Source organism: Caballeronia sp. LZ024 (assembly GCF_031451455.1).
Lineage (GTDB): Bacteria > Pseudomonadota > Gammaproteobacteria > Burkholderiales > Burkholderiaceae > Caballeronia > Caballeronia telluris.
This window is the reverse complement of sequence record NZ_JARUXL010000001.1, coordinates 1,648,923-1,667,558: the sequence shown is the minus strand read 5'-3', so window position 1 is coordinate 1,667,558 and position 18,636 is coordinate 1,648,923. Positions and strand designations below refer to the sequence as shown.

Sequence of the window (18,636 nt, the reverse complement as noted above, 5' to 3'; positions counted from 1 at the left end):
AATTGCGTTGTTGCGTTCGTCACGCGCCCGGCCGCGCGATCTTGAAAAGCCGGAAGAAGTTGTCGGTGGTGGCTTCGGCAAGCGCTTCGTCGGCCACGCCGCGCAATTGCGCGATGAAACGTCCGACATAACTCACGTAAGCAGGTTCATTCGGCTTGCCGCGATACGGCACGGGCGCGAGGTACGGCGAATCGGTTTCGATCAGAAGCCGTTCGAGCGGCACGCGTTGCGCGACGTCCTGCACGTCCTTCGCGCTCTTGAACGTGACGATGCCCGACAGCGAGATGTAAAAATTTTGCGCAAGCGCGGGCGCGGCGACGCTCCACGGCTCGGTGAAACAGTGCATCACGCCGCCGGGCACGCTCGCGCGTTCTTCTTCCATGATGCGCAGCGTGTCTTCCGCCGACGCGCGCGTATGCACGATGAGCGGCTTGCCCGTCGCGTGCGCGGCGCGGATATGTGTGCGAAAGCGCTCGCGCTGCCACTCCATGTCGGCGATGCTGCGGCCTTCCAGGCGGTAATAGTCGAGCCCCGTCTCGCCGATCGCGACGACCTTCGGATGCGACGCCAGTTCGACCAGTTGCGCGACGCTCGGCTCTTCGGCGTCTTCGTGGTCGGGATGCACACCGACCGACGCGTAGATGTTCTCGTGCTTTTCCGCGAGATCGAGCACGGAAGGCAGCGTTTCCAGGTCGACCGATACGCACAGCGCATGCGTGACCTGCAGCTCGCGCATCTTGGCGAGCACTTCGGGCATGCGGTCGGCCAGGCCTTCGAAATTGATGTGGCAATGTGAATCGACGAACATGTGGCGTTCCTGTATTGACTCGACGCGGCGCGGATCAGGCGGATCAGGCGGATCAGGCGGTTCCGGCGGTGCGCGACGCGCCGAGGCGCCGGCCGAGGATCACGAGATCGCGCTCGACGCCATCGAGCGCCGCCACGCGCGGCAGCGTGCCCCACGCTTCGAAACCGAAGGCCTGGAAGAGTTTGACGCTCGGCACGTTGTGTCCGAAGACGAAGCCGAGCACCGTGTCGATCTGAAGCTCGGGCGCTTTTTCGAGCGCAGCTTGCAGAAGTTTCTTGCCGAGACCTTTGCCGCGCGCGCTTTCATCGAGATAAATGCTGACTTCGGCCGTGCGCGAATAGGCCGGACGACCGTAGAAGTCGGAAAAACTCAGCCACGCGACGATCTCGCCGCCCTCTTCCACCACCCACAGCGGCCGGGCGTGCGGCCCGTGCGCATGAAACCATGCGACGCGGCTTTCGACCGTCACCGGATCGAGGTCGGCCGTGACCTGGCGCGAAGGCACCGTCGAATTGTAGATGGCGACGATGGCGGGCAGGTCGTCGAGCGTGGCGTCGCGGTAGATGAGGCTCATGTGTGACAGTGGCAAATGTTCAATTCGCGAAAACGTCGCGATAACCGATGAAAAGCTCTTCGAAGACGAGCCGCGCGTTCAGCGGATGGTTTTCCACCGCGCGCTGGCGCGTGACCGTCTTCATGTAACGGGCGAGCGCGTCGCCGTCGGCCTGACGGGCGCAGCGATCCAGCGCCTTCGCGGCATTCGGAAAGTAGCGCGGACGCCCCGCCGTGCGCTGCGCGAGCAAATCGTACAGCCAGCGCTGCAGCCAGCCGAGCACCAACGGCACCGGCAGCTTCTGCAGGTTTTCGCCGCACGCGAAGGCGTCGCAGTTCGGGCCGGCCGCCAGTTGCGCCAATGTGAAATCGCGCAGCGGACGGTTTTCGTCGGCGGCGAGCGCAAGTGCGGCGAGCGGCGCGCCGCCGGCTTCCGCGAGCAACGCCGCCGGATCGGCGACGCCCTGCTGCGCGAGCCAGACGACCGCCGCGTCGCCTTGCGGCACGGCCATCGGCCACTGGCGGCAGCGGCTGGTGATCGTCGGCAGCAGGCGGTCGACGCGCGCCGAGACCAGCAGGAACACGACGCCCGAAGGCGGTTCTTCGAGCGTCTTCAGCAGCGCGTTGGCCGCAGCCACATTGAGCGCCTCGGCCGGATAGAGCAGCACGACGCGCGCGCCGCCGCGATGCGAGCCGAGCGTGCAGAAATCGAGGAGCGCGCGCACCTGCTCGATCTTGATTTCCTTGCTCGGCGTGCGCGTTTTCTTGCCTTCGTCGCCGTCCGACTTTTCGTCCGCTTCGGCCGACTGCGCGCCGACGAGCGCCGCCAGCGCCTCGGGTACGACCGCGCGGTAGTCCGGGTGATTGCCCTGGCTGAACCACACGCACGCCGCGCACTTGCCGCAAGGCTCGCCGTTTTGCTGCCGCGCCTCGCAGAGCAGCCCCTGCGCGAGATGCTGCGCGAACTTCAGTTTGCCGATGCCGGCTTCGCCGTGCAGCAAGAGCGCGTGCGGCCAGTGCGCGCGCAGTTGCTGAAGCCGGGACCAGTTGTCGGTTTGCCAGGGATAGATCATGTTTTATATCAAATACTTGCGATGACTTCTTCGAGTTCTTCCTGAATGGCTTCGATGGAGCGCGTCGCATCGACGATCACGAAGCGTTCTGGCGATTCCGCCGCGCGCCGCAGATATTCGTCGCGCGTGCGGTTGAAAAACGCCTCCGACTCGCTCTCGAACTTGTCCGGTGCACGCGCCGCGCCGCGCCGTTCGCTGGCGGTCGCCGTCGGCACGTCGAAAAGCACGGTCAGATCCGGCTGGAAACCGCCCTGCACCCAGCGCTCCAGCGCCTCCAGCTTGTCGCGCGGCAGCCCGCGGCCGCCGCCCTGATAGGCGAACGTGGCGTCGGAGAAGCGGTCGGAGAGCACCCAGTCACCGTGCGCGAGCGCCGGTTCGATCACCTGCGCGAGATGCTCGCGGCGCGCCGCGAACATCAACAGCGCCTCGGTTTCGAGGTCCATCGGCTGGTTCAGCAGGATGCCGCGCAAGGTTTCGCCGAGCGCCGTGCCGCCCGGCTCGCGCGTCATGACGACCGAGCGTCCGAGCGGCGCGACGCGCGCTTCGAGGCGCGTCCTGAACCAGTCGAGATGGGTCGTCTTGCCCGCGCCGTCGATGCCTTCGAACGTGATGAATTTGCCGCGCGCCATCATTGACCCCGGATGTACTTGTCGACGGCCTTGTTGTGCTCGCCGAGATTGTCGGAAAAGATGCTGCTGCCGTCGCCGCGCGACACGAAATAAAGCGCGGTGCTCGACGCCGGGTTCATCGTCGCGGCGAGCGCGGCGACGCCGGGCAGCGCGATCGGCGTCGGCGGCAGGCCGTTCCTCGTGTAGGTATTGTACGGAGTGTCGGTTTGCAGGTCCTTTTTCTTCAGGCGCCCGCCGTAAGCCGACCCGAGGCCGTAGATCACCGTCGGGTCGGTCTGCAGCGGCATGCCGATCTTCAGCCGGTTCGCGAACACCGCTGCGACGAGCGGCCGGTCCGCCGCGCGCCCCGTCTCCTTTTCGACGATCGACGCCATGATGAGTGCCTCGTAAGGCGTCTTGTAAGGCAGGTCCGGCGCGCGCGCGCTCCACGCTTCGGTGAGCCGTAACTGCATCAGCCGGTAGGCGCGCTTGTAGACCGCGAGGTCGCTCGTGCCTTTGTCGAAGAGATAGGTGTCCGGGAAAAAGAGCCCTTCCGCCGACGCCTTGTCCACTTCCGGCGCGCCGATCGCCTTGAGCAGATCGGTGTCGCTCATGCCGGCCGTATCGTGCGCGAGCGCCGGATTGCCGTCGAGTTCGGCGCGCATTTTCTGTAGCGTCCAGCCTTCGATGACGGTCGCCACGTATTCGTTCACGTCGCCGCGCGCCATTTTCTGCAGCACCTCGTAAGGCGTGATGCCGTTCTTGAACGCGTAATTGCCCGATTTCAGTTGCGATTGCAGGCCGAGCACACGCGTCATCAGCACGAACAACTCCGGTTCGACCGGGACGCCGCCGCGGTTCAACTGAGTGCTGACGCTGCGCAGGCTGCTGTGGGGCTTGATGGTGACGTCGAGTTGCGGCGAGGCGAGCGTGACGGGGCTCATCGCCCAGTGATACACGCCGCCGGCGAGCGCGATCACGATCACGACGGCCACCGCCGTCGCGATGAGGCATTTCTTGAAAAGGGACATGCGGAACACGCTTGAGATAGACCCCATATAATACTTGTTCGCTTCCGCCAAAGTCAGGATTGACTTCCAGCACACTCCATGAATTCCCCGACCGCCTCACCCGATCCCTCCGAATTCACCGCCGTGCTGAACGCGGGCGCGTTCATGCCGCTCACGCAGTTCGGCGTCATCGACGTCAAGGGCGAAGAAGCCGCCTCGTTCCTTCACACCCAGCTGACCAACGACGTCCAGCATCTCGATGCCTCCACGGCGCGGCTTGCCGGCTATTGCTCGGCGAAGGGGCGGCTCCTGGCGTCGTTCCTGATGTGGCGCACGGGCGACGCCGTGCGCCTTCTGATTTCGCACGACGTGCAGGCGCCGGTCCAGAAGCGTCTCTCGATGTTCGTGCTGCGCGCGAAGGCGAAACTGTCGGACGCGACGCCGGAAGTCGGCGCGATCGGTTTCGTGGGCGACGTCCGCGCGGCGCTCTCCGGCATCTTCGACGCGTTGCCCGACGGCGTGCACGTGAAAGTGGAAGGCCCGCACGGCGCGCTGATCCGCGTGCCCGACGCGGCGTACCGCGCGCGATTCCTGTGGGTCGGGCCGAAAGCCGACATCGAGGCGCAGTTGCCGAAGCTGGAGGAGAAGCTCACGCGCGCGTCGGCGTCGATGTGGGACTGGCTCGACATCCACGCGGGCGAGCCGCGCATCACGCAGGCGACCTCCGAGCAATTCGTTCCGCAGATGGTCAATTTCGACGTGCTCGGCGGCGTGAACTTCAAGAAGGGTTGCTATCCGGGACAGGAGATCGTCGCGCGCAGCCAGTATCGCGGCACGATCAAGCGGCGCACGGCGCTCGCGCACGCGCAAGCGGCGCAACCCGGCGACGAAGTCTTCCACTCCGACGACCCCGGCCAGCCTTGCGGCATGGTCATCAACGCGGCGCCGGCGCAAGATGGCGGCGTCGATTGCCTGGTCGAGATCAAGCTCACGGCGCTCGATAACGGCGCGGTGCACGTCGGCTCGTCCGACGGCGCGGCGCTCGCGTTCCTGCCGCTGCCCTACGCTTTCCCCGCCGACGTCTGATCAACCCGACCCCGAGCGCGCAACCATGTGCCTGATCGTTTTCGACTGGCGGCCCGATGCGCATCGCTCGGGGAGCGTTCGTCCGCTTCTCACGCTCGCCGCGAACCGCGACGAGTTCTTTCGCCGCGAAACCGAGCCGCTTTCATGGTGGGCCGACGCGCCAAACGTGCTCGCGGGCCGCGATCTGACGGGCGGCGGCACGTGGCTCGGCGTGACGCGCGACGGGCGTTTCGCCGCGCTCACGAATTTTCGCGCGCCGAGCGAAGTGCGCCCCGATGCGCCGACGCGCGGCGCGCTCGTCTCCGACTTCCTCGCCGATGCGCCCGTTGCCCCGCTCGACTATCTGCGCCGCGTGGCCCGCGAAGGCGATCGTTACAACGGTTTCAATCTGCTCGTCGGCGATTTCACGCGGCGCGAGATCGGCTGGTACGGCAATCGCGCCGATGCGCCGCCGTCGCTGCTCGAACCGGGCGTGCACGGGCTTTCGAACAGCCTGCTGAACACGCCCTGGCCGAAACTCGTCGCCCAGCGCGACGCGTTGCGCGATCTGATCCACGAAAGCGACGAGCGCGGGCAGCCCTCGCTCGACCTCTTGATCGACACGCTGCGCGATCCGCGCATCGCCAACGACGATCTGCTGCCCGCCACCGGCATTTCGATCGAGCGTGAGCGCGTGCTGTCGGCGGCGTTCATCGAATCGCCCGATTACGGCACGCGCAGCACGACCGCGTTGCAGGTCCTCGAATTCGACGACGGCCTGAAGATCGAGATCAAGGAACGCAGCGACGACGACGGCGCGCATCGCATCGTGCGGCCGGGCGCGTTCGAGCGCAGCTTCGCATTCGACGTGGAGCGCTAGGCGCGCCGCCTACGGTTCGAGCGCAACCCGCAGCGCGCGGACCGCTTCGGTGTGCGCATGCGCGACGTCGGGCACGAAGCCGCCCATCTTGAAGAACTCGTGGATCATCCCTTCGTAGCGCACGATCGTCACGGGCACGCCCGCGTCCTGGAGTTTGCGTGCGTAAGCGACGTCTTCGTCGAAGAGCGGATCGTGGTCCGCTGCCGCGATCCACGCGGGCGCCACGCCTTTGTAGTCGGGCTGGCCGCGCGTGCCGTCGAGCGGAGCGAAGCGCCAGTCGTCGCGTTGCGCATCGTCGTCGAGATATTGCGCGAAGAACCACTGGATCGTCTCGCCCGACAGCAGGAAACCTTGCGCATAGCGCGTGTGCGAGCCGCTCTGCTGGCGCGCGCTCACGCCCGGATAAATCAGCAGTTGCAGCCGCAGCGCGAGCCCCGCGTCACGCGCGAGCACCGCGCAGACGGTCGCGAGCGTGCCGCCCGCGCTGTCGCCGGCGACCGCCATGCGCGATGCGTCGATGCCGAACGTGGCAGCTTCTGCGTGCAGCCACTGAAGCGCGTCGAAGGCGTCGTTCACGGCGACCGGAAACTTGTGCTCGGGCGCGAGCCGGTAATCGACCGATGCCACGACGCAGCCCGCGTCGATCGCGAGCTTGCGGCACAGCGCGTCATGGGTGTCGATGCTGCCGACCGTGAAGCCGCCGCCATGGAAAAACACCAGCGCGGGCGCCGGCGCGGCCCAACTCGGCTCGAACGGAAAATAAAGGCGCACGCGGATCGCGGCGCCGTCGCGCATCGGCACGTCGATGTCCTGCACGTCGTGCATCGGCGCCGGCGCGATGTCGAGAATCTGCGCGCTCATCGCGTAGGCGGCGCGCGCCTGTTGCGCGGAAAGCAGGTGATACGGCGGACGATTCGCGCGCGCGACCATCTCGAGGATCTGCGCGATCTTGGGGTTGAGCGGCATGGATGATCAGCGGCTCGCCTTCACGCCGGGCTTCAGCGAAAGCGGATCGGTGGGATTGCGCAACTGCGCGATGTCGTCGAGACGCAGTTGCACCGACGCCATGATGGCCGGATGCGTGATGACGTAGAAACGGCGCTCGCGGATGGCATCGAAGGTGATCTCGGCGACCTCGTGCGCCGACAGCCGCCCGCCCTCCACCGCCTTCGTCAATTGCCTGCCGGCGAGTTTCTGCGATGCGGTCGGCGGCGCGTCGTTGCGCAAGTCGCCGGGACGCGCGCGCTCGGCGTTCGCGATGCCGGTCGGCACGAACGCCGGGCACAGCAGCGAACAGTCGACCTGGCCGCCCGCGAGCTTCAGGTCGTGATAGAGCGTCTCCGTCATCCCGACGACCGCGTGCTTCGATGCGTTGTAGATGCCCATCGCAGGCGCCGCGAGCAGGCCCGCGACCGACGCCGTGTTGACGATATGCGCCGGTTCGCCCTGCGCGAGCATGACCGGCGTGAAGGCGCGCAAGCCGTTCGCCACGCCCATCACGTTGACGCCGAAGACCCAGCGCCAGTCGTTCGCGCTGTTTTCCCAGATGAAACCGCCCGCGCCGACGCCCGCGTTGTTGAAGAGCAGATGCACCGCGCCGAAGGTGTCGAGCGCGGCTTTCGCGAGGGCGTCGACTTGCGCTGCGTCGGCAACGTCGGTCGGCACGCCGAGCGCCTCGGCGCCCGACGCGCGCAGCAACTCGACTGTTTCGGCGAGCGCAGCCGGATCGATGTCGGCGAGCACGAGCTTCATGCCGAGCGACGCGCCCTTGATCGCGAACGCGCGGCCGAAGCCGCTGCCGCCGCCCGTGATCACCGCGACCTTGCCTTCGAACTGGTCCACGCTCGGCTCCTTTTTTCGCTGCGACGGGGTCGGGAGGTCAGATCAGCTTCACGAGCTGCTTGCCGAAGTTGCGGCCCTTGAGCAAGCCGAGGAACGCTTGCGGCGCGTTTTCGAGCCCGAGCGCAATGCTTTCGCGGTAGTGCAGTTTCTTCTGCGCGACGAGTCCGCCGAGTTGCGTGAGCGCCTGCGGCCAGTCCTCCATATGCTCGCTCACGATGAAGCCCTGCAGCTTCAGCCGTTGCGTGAGGATGAGCGCGGGGCGCTTGAGCGGCAGCGGCGCGCCGTCGTAGCCCGCGATCATCCCGCAGAGCGCAATGCGGCCGAACGCGTTCATGCGCAGGAGCACGGCGTCGAGCACTTCGCCGCCGACGTTCTCGAAGCAGCCGTCGATGCCGTTGGGCACTGCCGCCTTCAGGTCTTCGTGGAGCTTGCCCGCCTTGTAGTCCACGCAGGCGTCGAAGCCGAGGGACTCGACCACGTAGCGGCATTTGTCCTCGCCGCCCGCGATGCCGACCGCGCGGCAGCCCGCGGCCTTCGCCAGTTGCCCGACGACGCCGCCGACCGCGCCGCTCGCCGCGCTCACGACGACGGTTTCGCCCGCTTTCGGCTCGATGATGCGGTTGAGCCCGTACCAGCCGGTGACGCCCGGCATGCCGACCGGGCCGAGATAGGCCGAGAGCGGCACATGGGTGTCGTCGACGACTTTCAGGTTCGTGCCGTCCGACGTGCCGTACTCCTGCCAGCCGAACATGCCGACGACCTTGTCGCCGGGCTTGAACTTCGGATGCTTCGATTCGACGACTTCGCCCACCGTCCCGCCGATCATCACTTCGTCGAGCGGTTGCGGCGGCGCATACGACTTGGTGTCGTTCATGCGGCCGCGCATGTACGGATCGAGCGAGAGATAGTGATTGCGCACGCGCACCTGGCCGTCGCCGAGCGGCGCGAGCGGCGTTTCGACGAGCCGGAAGTTGTCGGCACGCGCCTCGCCGTCGGGGCGCGAGACCAGCAGGATTTGTCGGTTTTGCTCGGTCATGCGGCACTCCTTGGAGGATCGATGGATGCGCTTCAGGCGTCGCTCGGACCGGGCTTCGCGGCGGGATCGGAGCGCAGTTTCTGCTGGACAATGTCGCGCCCGACGGCGAGCCGCCTCATGTACTTGAACGTGCCGAGCGCCTTCGCGACGAAGTGGCCTTCGCTGTCGCGGATTTCGCCTTCGCAATAGGCCATCGTGGTCGAGCGATGCAGCACGCGGCCGAAGGCGCGCAGCTCGCCGCGGCCGGGCTGCATGAAGTTGACCTTCATCTCGACGGTCACGACGCCCATGCCATCGCCCGCGAGGCTGCGCGCGGCCATCGCGAGCGCGACGTCGGCGAGCGTCATCGTGACGCCGCCGTGCGCGATGCCCCAGGTGTTCAGGTGGCCGCTCGCGAGCGGCATCGCGACTTCGCTCGCGCCGTCGGCGGCCTTGATGAGCTGGACGCCCAGGTTGTCGACGAAAGGGCTTTCGATGACGGGGTCGCGTGGGTCTTGGGGCATCGTTGCGCTCACACTTCGTAGTCGACGCACTGGCGCCCTTCGGTCACGGCGCCGACGAAACCCTTGATCGCGACGTGCTTCGGGTGCTTCTGATAGGAATCGAGGGCGGCGCTGTCGTCGAAGTCGGAGACGAGGACGACGTCGAAGGTCGAGGCCGGAAGGCCGAGCCCGATGCCGACCTCGAAGTGCCCCTGTCCCTGGACGATGCTGCGGCAGGTTTCGAGCGTGGCTTTGAGCTTTTGGGCGTTCTCGGCACGGTCGGCGCCTTCGGTGGTTTCCTTCAGTTTCCACATGACGATGTGGCGTAGCATGGGCGCTCCTTTGCAGGCTTTGATCGAGGGCCTCAAGCGTATCAAAAACGTGAAGGGTGTGCCTGGGAATGGTTGTGACGCGGGTTGGTGTGGGCGACTCAATTCAGCCCATCGCCCGTAGTCGACTCGTGCGGCCCGTCTCAGAGTTCATCGGACATTCGCGAGCGCTAACTCGCTGGCGAGTTCGCATGGTGTGTGATTGCGCGAAACTGTCAGGATCGGCCTGACTCCACCCCGAAGCAGAGGTCTGCGCCACGAGTCTCTGTCATCAATGACGCTCAAGTCACCGCGACCGGCGGCGTCGAAAATGTGGCATCCTCCTCCCGGAGCACCGTTTCACCGGGCTTCACGATGACAAACTCCACTGGCTGCCTCGCGATCTTCACAGCTCCTCCTGAAAGCTTCGCCGTCGTAAAGGCCGAAGATTCGAGATTCCCCGCCGCTGGGAAGTCTTCGCGGAAGTGAGCCCCGCGGGAATTTTCGCGCGCGAGCGCTGCTTCCGTGATCACGCGGCTGACGGAAATCAGATTTCTCAGGTTCAACCAGTCATGCCACTGAGCATTCAACGCGCGATCGCCATCGACGACACCAGTATCCATCAGCTTCGCCTGCATGTCAGAGAGGCTGTCTCGTGCTTTCACGAGGCCTTCTCCATTTCTGATGATCCCGACATCCTTCCACATGCATTCGAAAAGTGACTCGCGGATCAACTCAAGGTCCTTGCCCTCTTTGGCAAACGGTCGCTCTGCCTCGTTGATCGCGGCGAGAATCGACTGCTCATCGGGTACTCGATAGCTATTATTGGCCTGCACCCAGCGCGCCATGCTGTCGCCTGCGATGCCTCCAAACACAGTCGAATTCGCCACGCCGTTGCCGCCGAGACGATTCGCCCCGTGTACGCCGCCCGTATCCTCGCCTGCGGCAAAAAGCCCGGTCAAGTCCGTCTGACAGTCCGCTTTGAATACCACGCCACCCATCATGTAGTGCGCGGTTGGAACGACTTCGACTTCGCCGCCTGCCAGATCGAATCCGCAGTCGGCGCAGCGTTCCACCATGCCTTTAAATTGTTTGCGGACCTTTTCAGGGCCTAGATGGTTCATCTTGATATACACACCGCCGTTGGGCGACGTACGGCCCGCACGCATCTCCGAATAGATCCCGCGCGAGACGATGTCGCGCGTCGCGCGCTCGCCCCTGGAATCGTACGAATGCATGAAGCGCTCATGCTGACCGTTGAGGAGATGTCCGCCAGCCCCTCGCAGCCCCTCTTCGAGAACAGTGCCGGTCATTCGAGTGTGGCTTCCTGCAAGAAGTCCAGTCGGATGGAACTGCACCATCTCCATGTCCCGCAGCGTCAGCCCCGCCCGCAGCGCCATCGCGAGCCCGTCGCAACTCTTGTCACCGGACGGCGTGTGATATTTGTACATGGTCGGCCCTCCGCCGGTTGCAAGCAACACAGCCTTCGCCTGCACGAACACGAACTCGCCGCTTCGCATATCGATCATGAGTACGCCGGCCACGCCATCGCCGTTGGGCGTCTTGATCAGTTCGATCGCGCGATGTTCTTCCAGTCGGTTGATCCCCCGACTCCAGACTTGTTCGGCCAAGCGATTGATGATCTCGATGCCGGTCAAGTCGCCCTTGTGAACGGTCCGATCGAAGGTTTGTCCAGCAAACGCCTTCTGATGTATCGAGCCGTCGGGATTACGATCGAAGAAACAACCTAGTTCGTTTTCCAACTCGCGGACCCGCTCGACCGCTGTGCTCACCAACGTCCATGCCAACTCCTGATTCGAGAGCCACTTGCTGCCCTCGATCGTGTCCATGAAATGACGCTCGACGGAGTCGCCCGGCGCCAGCGCCACGTTGTACCCGCCCTGAACCATACGCGTACAGCCACATTTCCCTAAGAGACCCTTTACAGCGACGGTAATCGACAATTGCGGCGCGTTCTGATGCGCGTGCAGCGCGGCGAAAAGGCCGGCACCGCCCGAGCCGAGGATGAGGATATCGGTCTGGATTCGTTTGATGTTCATGATGCATGCACTCCCAGGCTTTCGAGGGCAGCCGCCCGACGCTTGGCGGTATCGACGCTGACGGCATCGTAGAGACTGGTGCCTTCGCTATCCATTGCGACGAGCAATGGCCCGAACCCCTTGATTTTGAATCGCCACAGCGACTCGGGATTGAGATCGTCGAGATCTACCGCGTCGATGCGCTCGATCCAGGTCGTCTCGAGCGCCGCCGTACCGCCGATGATGGCAAGATAGACACCGCCCATCTCTTTAAAAGCGGCCTTCGATCCGTCGCGCAAGCCGCCTTTCCCGACGATCATCCGAACGCCGTACTGTTCCATGAGCGGCCTTGTAAAGCGCTCCATGCGATCCGAGGTGGTCGTTCCGATGCAGATAGGTTGATAGCCTGCGGGGTACTCCGGGCTTGGGGATACTTTTCGAACATTGGGCGCAGTGTGGATGACCGCATGTCCGCGCAAGTCGAAGTCCGTCGTTCGTCCCTTGTCGAACAGGTGAATCTGCGTTGCGTCCCGGATGCCGTAAAGCGTTGTTTCAAGCGTGACCGTGTCGTTGACGCGCAACTTGCGAATTGTGGCTTCGTCAACCGGAGTGGCGAGTTCGTAATGGGCCATGGCGTCAGAATCCGTAAGTGATGCCTGTGTTCGAGAAAATCGCTTTTGCGCGGCGAGCCGAGTGACATTGCATGTTTACCGCGATTGGATTCATCGTGATATGCGTGGAAGCAAGTTCGATATGCACTGCGAACGCAGTGCTGTCGCCGCCCAGTCCCTGCGGTCCGATGCCAAGCTTGTTGACCGCCGCAGAAAGCTCTTTTTCGAGCGCCGCGCCCTCGGGATCGCCGCAATGGGTGCCCAGCTCTCGTGTGGCGGCGCGCTTGGCGAGCGCGACAGAAAGGTCGGACGTCCCACCAAGACCCACACCGACGATTGTCGGCGGGCAGGTCTTGCCTCCGGCCGAGACCGCACAGTCGATCACGAAGGTCTTGATCGCGTCGATACCCTCAGCGGGAACCGCCATCTTGAGAAACGAGTTGTTCTCGGAGCCGCTACCCTTTGGCACCATTTCAATCGACACATGGTCCGGCTTGGCAGAGAAATCGATATGAATCACCGGCACCTCTATGCCGCACGACGTATGGTTGTTTTTTCGTGTGAGAGGATGAACCACGGACGAGCGTAGCGGATGTTCTTTCGTCGCTCGCTCACAGCCGCGGCGAATGGCTGCTTTCAACGCGAAGCCTTCGAATTCGACATTGCGGCCGATGCTCACGTTGTAGATCGGAATCCCCGTGTCCTGACACAGAAGATTTTCAGTTTCTTCCGCCACCCGAATATTCGTTTTCATTGTCCCGAGCACGCGTTGAGCGATCGGTGACGTTTCATTCGATGACAGTGTTTCGATTCCAGCTTTTACGTCCGGGGGAAGTATCTTCAACGCACGGATGTAAAGCTCCTTTGCCGCCTTCTCGACAGCGTTCAGGTCGAGCCTCATTTTCTCGTCTCCTATTGATTGTGGGGTGTAGCGTGTTGGGCGAACTTCAATGAACGAGCGCCAAGAGAAAAGCCAATCCGGTGCAGGCACTTGCTCCGGCGCCCAGTGCAAGCCAGTTCTTTCGCAGACCGCTCCAGGGCAGAAACTCGATGGCGAGCAAGCGCAGGCCGCCCATCAGATGTAGCGAAAGCAGGATGACCAGCCCCCATTCGGCGAATTTAAACAGTGGCTTGTCGGTGAAGCGCAGAAATTCATCCAGTGAGCCGTCATGCGAAAGCGTTTTGCCGAGCGCCCAGAAATGCACCGGAATAAAGAAGGCCAGCGCAATTCCTGACAAACGATGGACAATGAAGGCCCAGTACGCGGGGTGGGATTTGGCCCGGAAGTCGTTCTTTCTCATTACAGGATCACCCCCGTCACTGCTCGCATGCCGAGCGCGAGCAAGCCAAGCGTCACCACCGAACAGGCAAAATGAGCAGGACGACCACGCCATCCGAGCCACTCTTCCGCGATCCTTAAGAGGCCAATCGGCACATGAACTGCACATGCCAGGACAAAGAGCGTGTAAAAGCCGGCAAAGAACCAATTTTTGTGAGTACGTGCGAGGATCGCATGCTCGCTTAGCCCGCTGTGGACGGCATAAACAATGACGACGATGTGCAAGACCACGCAGGCGGCGAGCACCATCGCGCTCATCCGCTGCCAGTACCACAAGCGAGCCTGCGTTCTTAAAGAGAGTGTGTGCATCACAGTTTTCCCTCGATCGCGGCCTTCATCACGAGCCGCTTTAATCCTGCGATGCCTGCTGTCGGCGACAGCTGCTTTGGGCAACGCTCTGTGCAGGATCCCTGCGTGTGACAAGAGTGACACCCGGCATCGCCTGCGACAGCGCGTAGCCGCTCGACGCCTTCGACATCCCGTTCGTCGTTCATCAGCGTCCAAGCACGATTCATCGCTGCAGGTCCAAGATAGTCGGGCCTCCACGTCACGACGTCGCAGGACGAGTAACACACTCCGCAACCGATACATTCAATGCCGGCGTCGGCCGATGTGCGCTTCTTGCTCTGTGGCGACACCTTGCTAAAGTCGTCGGCACGTGTTCGTTCGCCTTTGAATCGTCCCTTCGCTTCCGCCCACTTATCGAAGAATTGCTCCATATTCGTCGCCAGATCCTTTATCACCGGCAAATTGGACAGCGGCGCGATCTCCAGTTCCTCGCCGACTGCAACCTTCGATACGTGGGTCCTGCAAGTCCACCGGGCCTTGCCGTTTACGCTCATTGCGCACGATCCGCACATACCGACCCGGCACGCATATCGGAAGGCGAGATCCGGCTGGAGATTGCGCTGGATGTACATGACCACATCCAGCACAGTCTGGTTGTCAAACCGTGGCACGTCGTAAGAAACCAACTCGCCGGAGGTCCGCCCCCTCCAAACTTTCACGCGGAGTGTCTTGTTGCTCATGTCGTCTCAGGTGTAGTTGTGCATCGGCTAGAAGAAGTCTGCGCCCGCGTAGTGCAAAGAAAAAAGCGAATGATTCATTGCATTCGATAAAGCCTTGATTTACGTTTCCGCAGCGCGTCGCTTTTGCACGAATACCATCTTTGTCTCGTCGCGCTCTTTCTCCAGGCCCGAGATGACGAGCGTCGCCACCGCATTACCGATCATGTTCGTAACCGCGCGGATCTCCGAAATGAAGCGATCAACGCCGAGAATCAGGGCTGCGCCTTCTATTGGTATATCTTTGAATGCGGTCAATGTTGCAAGCAAGGTTACGAAACCCGCCCCTGACACGCCGGCGGCGCCCTTCGAACTGACCATCGAGAGAACCATGAGCGCAATCTGTTGCTCCCAGGACATCGGTATGCCATACGCCTGTGCGATGAACATTGCGCAAATCACCTGTGCGACGCAGGTGCCGTCGAGATTGAAGGAGTATCCCATCGGCATCACAGTACCCACTACCTGTTTCGGACAACCGAGCGCTTCCAGCTTCTTGATGAGTTGAGGAAAGACGGATTCCGATGAGGTGGTTGCAAGCACCAACAATATCTCGCCCTTCAGATGACCCATCAGTCTCCAGAGACTGAAGCCGCTCATCCGACAGATCGTTCCAACGACCACAACTAGAAAGAAGATCGTTGCAACATAGATCGTGATCAACAACATTCCCAACGAGTGCAGTGAAGACAGCCCGTATTTCCCGACAGCAAATCCCATCGCAGCAAGCGCACCGAGCGGAGCAAGACGCATGATTAGCGCGACAATGCGAAACAGGACATCGGAGACAGATTCAAAAAAGGAAAGCAGCGATTTGCCTTTCGGACCTAGATAGGACAAACCTACTGCAAATAGAGAAGCAATCACGACGATCTGCAGCATGTCCCCGGAAACGAACGGACCCATGAAACTGCTGGGAATCATGTGCAGAAAAAAATCGACGAGACCACCGCTCCCGTGTTGCACCGAAGTCTGGTACTGGGCCAATACGTGCGTATCGGTCGTACCGACCTGCAAGTTCATGCCCTCGCCCGGCGCTAGCAGGTTCACCATGATCATGCCGACCAGCAGCGCCAATGTGGTAACCACCTCGAAGTAAATGAAAGCCTTCCCTGCGACTTTCCCCAACGACCGGAGGTCACCGATCTGCGACACACCGCAAACGATCGTTGTAAAAATCAGCGGGGGCGTGATCATCTTCACGAGTCGGATGAAGGCATCCGACATCGGCTTCAACGACTGTCCGAAGGTGGGAAAGAAATGACCAATTAGAACGCCGATTACGATCGCAATAAGCACCTGCACGTAGATGTGTCTCAAGCTGCGGCCAAGCATGGTGTCTCCTTTGTCTCATCGCTCTCGATGTATCCCGAGAGCCGATGAGATCGTTCTTTGGGGCCGCGCCTCATTCGCCTCTTTTAGGGCGGTGCAATAAGTAGGCGCGCAGCCTTAGCTGGGATGTTCCTCGTGAGCAAGGTTGGTTACGCGCTTTCAAACAGACGCGTCAGTACGAACTCGCGATGGCCGAGCGTTTCCGCCGAGGTCCAGCGGCCGTTCGCGGTGGCGAGCATGGTTTCGAGCAGGCGGTCGCCCGACTGATCGAGATTCTGTTCGCGTTGCAAGATGCCCGACACATCGACGTCGATGTGTTCGCTCATCGTGCGTACCGTGCGCGGGTTCGCGCAGATTTTGATGACCGGCACGATCGCGTTGCCGATCACGTTGCCTTGTCCCGTCGGGAAAAAGTGCACGACGAAACCGGAGGCCGCGCAGAGCGTGACCATCTCCGCCGCCGCCGACGAAGAATCCATGAACCACAGGCCGGGGTGCGTCGGCGTTTCGGCCTTGTCGAGCACGCCGTCTACCATGCACTTCTTGCCGATCTTCTGAATGTTGCCGAGCGCCTTCTCTTCGATTGTCGTGAGGCCGCCCGCGATGTTGCCCTTGGTCGGTTGCGACTCGGAGAGATCGTCCGTCTTCCACCGGTTGATCATGTCCTGATAGCGGTCGAACATGAAGGCGAAGCGTTCGCGCACGTCGTCGTTGGCGCAGCGCGCGGCCACGATCTGCTCGCCGCCCGTCAGTTCCGACGTCTCGCCGAACACGAGCGTGGTGCCATGTCCGTAGAGCTTGTCGAACGCATTGCCGACGGTCGGATTCGCGCCGCAGCCGGAAGTCGTGTCCGACTCGCCGCATTTCGTCGAAACCCACAGTTCGCTCAGGGGGCATTCCTCGCGATCGAGCGAGGTGGCGTATTGCACCATCTCTTTCGCAGCCTTCGAGGCGCGCATGATGGTGTCATGATCGCCGTGCAGTTCAATGCCGAAGCCCATCACCGGCTTGCCCGATTTCGCGATGCCGTCGACGACGCGCTTCGTCCAGCCTTCCTCGATGCCGATCACGATCACCGCCGCGACGTTGGGATTGCTGCCCGCGCCGATAAGCGTGCGGAAGTGCAGGTCGAGGTCGGCGCCGAATTGCAGGCGGCCGTACGGATGCGGCAGGGCCATCGTGCCCTTGATGTTGCTTTCCAGCGCCTGCGCCGCCGCGTTCGACAGGTCGTCGACCGGTAGGATGATTACATGGTTACGAACGCCGACGCGGCCGTTGTCGCGACGAAAGCCGCGGAAAGTGGTGTCCAGACTGATCACGCTCATGATGTCTCTCTCGGTATGGGGAATGCGTTGATTTGCTGATTCCGGGCGCGCGGCTTACCAGCGCTTCGTCTTGATGTTGTGCACGTGAGCGTGTTCGCCCGCCGTGATGGGCGCGACCACTTTGCCGATGTCGACGCCGTACTTGAACACCGTGTCGCCGACGGCCATGTCTTTCAGAGCGACCTTGTGACCGATGGGAATGTCCTGCTTCGCCGAGACTGCGACGATTTCATCCTCGTCCATGATCCACGCGTTAAGGTTCATCCCTGCGGTAATACCTTCGACAACAGCAATACCGACCGTGTCTTTAGCTTCATGCAAAACTGCGTGAATCATTTGCTACTCCTTATCGTGACAATGTCTAATCAATCTATTTTTTTCTGGGACCACCGAGCCACTCGGATCCTCGTTTCAAGTTCGTCGCATGCTCAGCCTCTTAAAGGAAGGAACTCAATACCGTTCTCGCGCAGAGATTGATGCCAGATAAGAACAACACGAACCACAGCGCTTTGAGCAGCTTTCCCGCCGGGACTTTTCCTCGAAACCACGCGCCCAGACCCAAACCAACCGCACCGCAAGGAAACAGGCAGAGCGCGAGCGTCAACACTTCAGGATTTTTGTATAGGCCGGATGCACTGAACAACAGGAGCCTCAATAGCGCTGTAATCGTGATAAGCGTGCTTATCGTTGCTCTGCGTTGTTCTGCGTCGCTGAGCCGGCCGGCAAGATAGATCGTGTAGAGAGGGCCACCAGTTCCAAATATCGCCGTCAAACAACCGCCGGCAAGCCCGAGCGGTACTGACCATGCTGTTCTGATCGTGCTGAATCCTTGGCGCGAAACCAGGCGCCACACCGAATAAACCAGGAGCGTTGAACCCAATAGCAACTTCAGTGGCCCTTCCGGCACTGCCACTAGGACAAAGACGCCGATCAGTAATCCGATCGACAACCAGGGCATCAGACGACTGAGTTCGGATTTCGACACAAGTCGAATACCGCGCATGCCGACCAGGAGTCCGGCTGCAAGGTCAAGGATTAGCATCACAGGTGTTGCCGTTCTCAGGGCCACCACCTGCGTCAACATCGGTACGGCGACAATCGACGAGCCGAAGCCCGTTAATCCATAGACGAAATACCCTGCGGCGACGCTCATCCCAGCTATGAGCAGATCGACCGAGTCGAGGCCCACGCCCGTCGCCGCTATAAGCGAAGCGGACGTTTGGGAGAAGAAATCGATCACTGTCGCTGCGCCAAACAAACGA

General features: G+C 62.2%; 22 protein-coding genes. 2 read left to right on the top strand and 20 right to left on the bottom strand.

The window, feature by feature from the left end:
• Window positions 1-19: 19 nt before the first annotated feature.
• From QCE48_RS07640 to mltG, 5 genes are read right to left on the bottom strand one after another with little or no spacing between them, the layout of a single operon-like run.
• Window positions 20-808: a TatD family hydrolase gene (locus QCE48_RS07640; RefSeq protein ID WP_309785393.1), complete on the bottom strand. Its 789-nt coding sequence runs from the start codon at window positions 806-808 to the stop codon at window positions 20-22.
• A 52-nt stretch (window positions 809-860) separates the two neighbouring features.
• Window positions 861-1,382 (bottom strand): N-acetyltransferase family protein, encoded by a 522-nt coding sequence (locus QCE48_RS07635; RefSeq protein ID WP_309785394.1) that lies wholly within the window; start codon window positions 1,380-1,382, stop codon window positions 861-863.
• A gap of 19 nt (window positions 1,383-1,401) precedes the next feature.
• On the bottom strand, window positions 1,402-2,433 hold the full coding sequence (locus tag QCE48_RS07630) for a DNA polymerase III subunit delta' (RefSeq protein ID WP_309785395.1): 1,032 nt from the start codon (window positions 2,431-2,433) through the stop codon (window positions 1,402-1,404).
• An 8-nt stretch (window positions 2,434-2,441) separates the two neighbouring features.
• Entirely contained in the window at window positions 2,442-3,062 is a 621-nt protein-coding gene (gene tmk, locus QCE48_RS07625; protein WP_309785397.1) for a dTMP kinase, read from the bottom strand.
• Window positions 3,062-4,072, bottom strand: coding sequence for an endolytic transglycosylase MltG (gene mltG, locus QCE48_RS07620; protein ID WP_309785399.1), 1,011 nt, complete (start codon window positions 4,070-4,072; stop codon window positions 3,062-3,064). The genes tmk and mltG overlap by 1 nt, the downstream gene beginning before the upstream one ends.
• Before the next feature lie 78 nt (window positions 4,073-4,150).
• On the opposite strand from mltG, the gene QCE48_RS07615 reads away from it, so the two are divergent.
• On the top strand, window positions 4,151-5,137 hold the full coding sequence (locus QCE48_RS07615; RefSeq protein ID WP_309785400.1) for a folate-binding protein: 987 nt from the start codon (window positions 4,151-4,153) through the stop codon (window positions 5,135-5,137).
• A 25-nt stretch (window positions 5,138-5,162) separates the two neighbouring features.
• Window positions 5,163-5,996, top strand: a complete 834-nt coding sequence (locus QCE48_RS07610) for an NRDE family protein (protein WP_309785401.1) — start codon at window positions 5,163-5,165, stop codon at window positions 5,994-5,996.
• A 9-nt stretch (window positions 5,997-6,005) separates the two neighbouring features.
• Here QCE48_RS07610 and QCE48_RS07605 read toward each other — a convergent pair whose 3' ends face one another.
• From QCE48_RS07605 to QCE48_RS07535, 15 genes are all read right to left on the bottom strand, one after another.
• The gene (locus QCE48_RS07605; protein ID WP_309785402.1) at window positions 6,006-6,962 is read right to left on the bottom strand and encodes an alpha/beta hydrolase; all 957 of its coding nucleotides are present in this window, start codon (window positions 6,960-6,962) and stop codon (window positions 6,006-6,008) included.
• Window positions 6,963-6,968: 6 nt separating this feature from the next.
• Window positions 6,969-7,838: an SDR family oxidoreductase gene (locus QCE48_RS07600; protein ID WP_309785404.1), complete on the bottom strand. Its 870-nt coding sequence runs from the start codon at window positions 7,836-7,838 to the stop codon at window positions 6,969-6,971.
• 37 nt (window positions 7,839-7,875) lie between these two features.
• On the bottom strand, window positions 7,876-8,874 hold the full coding sequence (locus QCE48_RS07595; protein ID WP_309785406.1) for an NADP-dependent oxidoreductase: 999 nt from the start codon (window positions 8,872-8,874) through the stop codon (window positions 7,876-7,878).
• Window positions 8,875-8,906: 32 nt separating this feature from the next.
• A complete protein-coding gene (locus tag QCE48_RS07590; protein ID WP_309785407.1) occupies window positions 8,907-9,377 on the bottom strand; it encodes a PaaI family thioesterase in 471 nt (156 codons plus the stop codon).
• An 8-nt stretch (window positions 9,378-9,385) separates the two neighbouring features.
• On the bottom strand, window positions 9,386-9,688 hold the full coding sequence (locus tag QCE48_RS07585) for a Dabb family protein (RefSeq protein WP_309785409.1): 303 nt from the start codon (window positions 9,686-9,688) through the stop codon (window positions 9,386-9,388).
• A gap of 278 nt (window positions 9,689-9,966) precedes the next feature.
• Entirely contained in the window at window positions 9,967-11,724 is a 1,758-nt protein-coding gene (locus tag QCE48_RS07580) for an FAD-binding protein (protein WP_309785411.1), read from the bottom strand.
• The gene (locus tag QCE48_RS07575; protein WP_309785413.1) at window positions 11,721-12,335 is read right to left on the bottom strand and encodes a fumarate hydratase C-terminal domain-containing protein; all 615 of its coding nucleotides are present in this window, start codon (window positions 12,333-12,335) and stop codon (window positions 11,721-11,723) included. The genes QCE48_RS07580 and QCE48_RS07575 overlap by 4 nt, the downstream gene beginning before the upstream one ends.
• 4 nt (window positions 12,336-12,339) lie before the next feature.
• Complete coding sequence (locus tag QCE48_RS07570; RefSeq protein WP_309785414.1) at window positions 12,340-13,215, bottom strand: fumarate hydratase; 876 nt, start codon at window positions 13,213-13,215, stop codon at window positions 12,340-12,342.
• Between the two features lie 46 nt (window positions 13,216-13,261).
• Entirely contained in the window at window positions 13,262-13,615 is a 354-nt protein-coding gene (gene sdhC, locus QCE48_RS07565) for a succinate dehydrogenase, cytochrome b556 subunit (RefSeq protein ID WP_309785417.1), read from the bottom strand.
• Window positions 13,615-13,962: a succinate dehydrogenase gene (locus QCE48_RS07560; protein ID WP_309785419.1), complete on the bottom strand. Its 348-nt coding sequence runs from the start codon at window positions 13,960-13,962 to the stop codon at window positions 13,615-13,617. Before QCE48_RS07560 ends, sdhC begins: the two co-directional genes overlap by 1 nt.
• Window positions 13,962-14,681, bottom strand: a complete 720-nt coding sequence (locus QCE48_RS07555) for a 2Fe-2S iron-sulfur cluster-binding protein (protein ID WP_309785420.1) — start codon at window positions 14,679-14,681, stop codon at window positions 13,962-13,964. Before QCE48_RS07555 ends, QCE48_RS07560 begins: the two co-directional genes overlap by 1 nt.
• Before the next feature lie 99 nt (window positions 14,682-14,780).
• On the bottom strand, window positions 14,781-16,052 hold the full coding sequence (gene dctA, locus QCE48_RS07550) for a C4-dicarboxylate transporter DctA (protein WP_309785422.1): 1,272 nt from the start codon (window positions 16,050-16,052) through the stop codon (window positions 14,781-14,783).
• A gap of 146 nt (window positions 16,053-16,198) precedes the next feature.
• Window positions 16,199-17,374, bottom strand: a complete 1,176-nt coding sequence (locus QCE48_RS07545; protein ID WP_309785425.1) for a UxaA family hydrolase — start codon at window positions 17,372-17,374, stop codon at window positions 16,199-16,201.
• A 54-nt stretch (window positions 17,375-17,428) separates the two neighbouring features.
• Window positions 17,429-17,710 carry a UxaA family hydrolase gene (locus QCE48_RS07540; RefSeq protein ID WP_309785426.1) on the bottom strand — a complete coding sequence of 94 codons (282 nt, stop codon included), beginning with the start codon at window positions 17,708-17,710 and terminating at the stop codon, window positions 17,429-17,431.
• Window positions 17,711-17,810: 100 nt separating this feature from the next.
• The gene (locus tag QCE48_RS07535) at window positions 17,811-18,614 is read right to left on the bottom strand and encodes a sulfite exporter TauE/SafE family protein (RefSeq protein ID WP_309785427.1); all 804 of its coding nucleotides are present in this window, start codon (window positions 18,612-18,614) and stop codon (window positions 17,811-17,813) included.
• Window positions 18,615-18,636 lie beyond the last annotated feature (22 nt).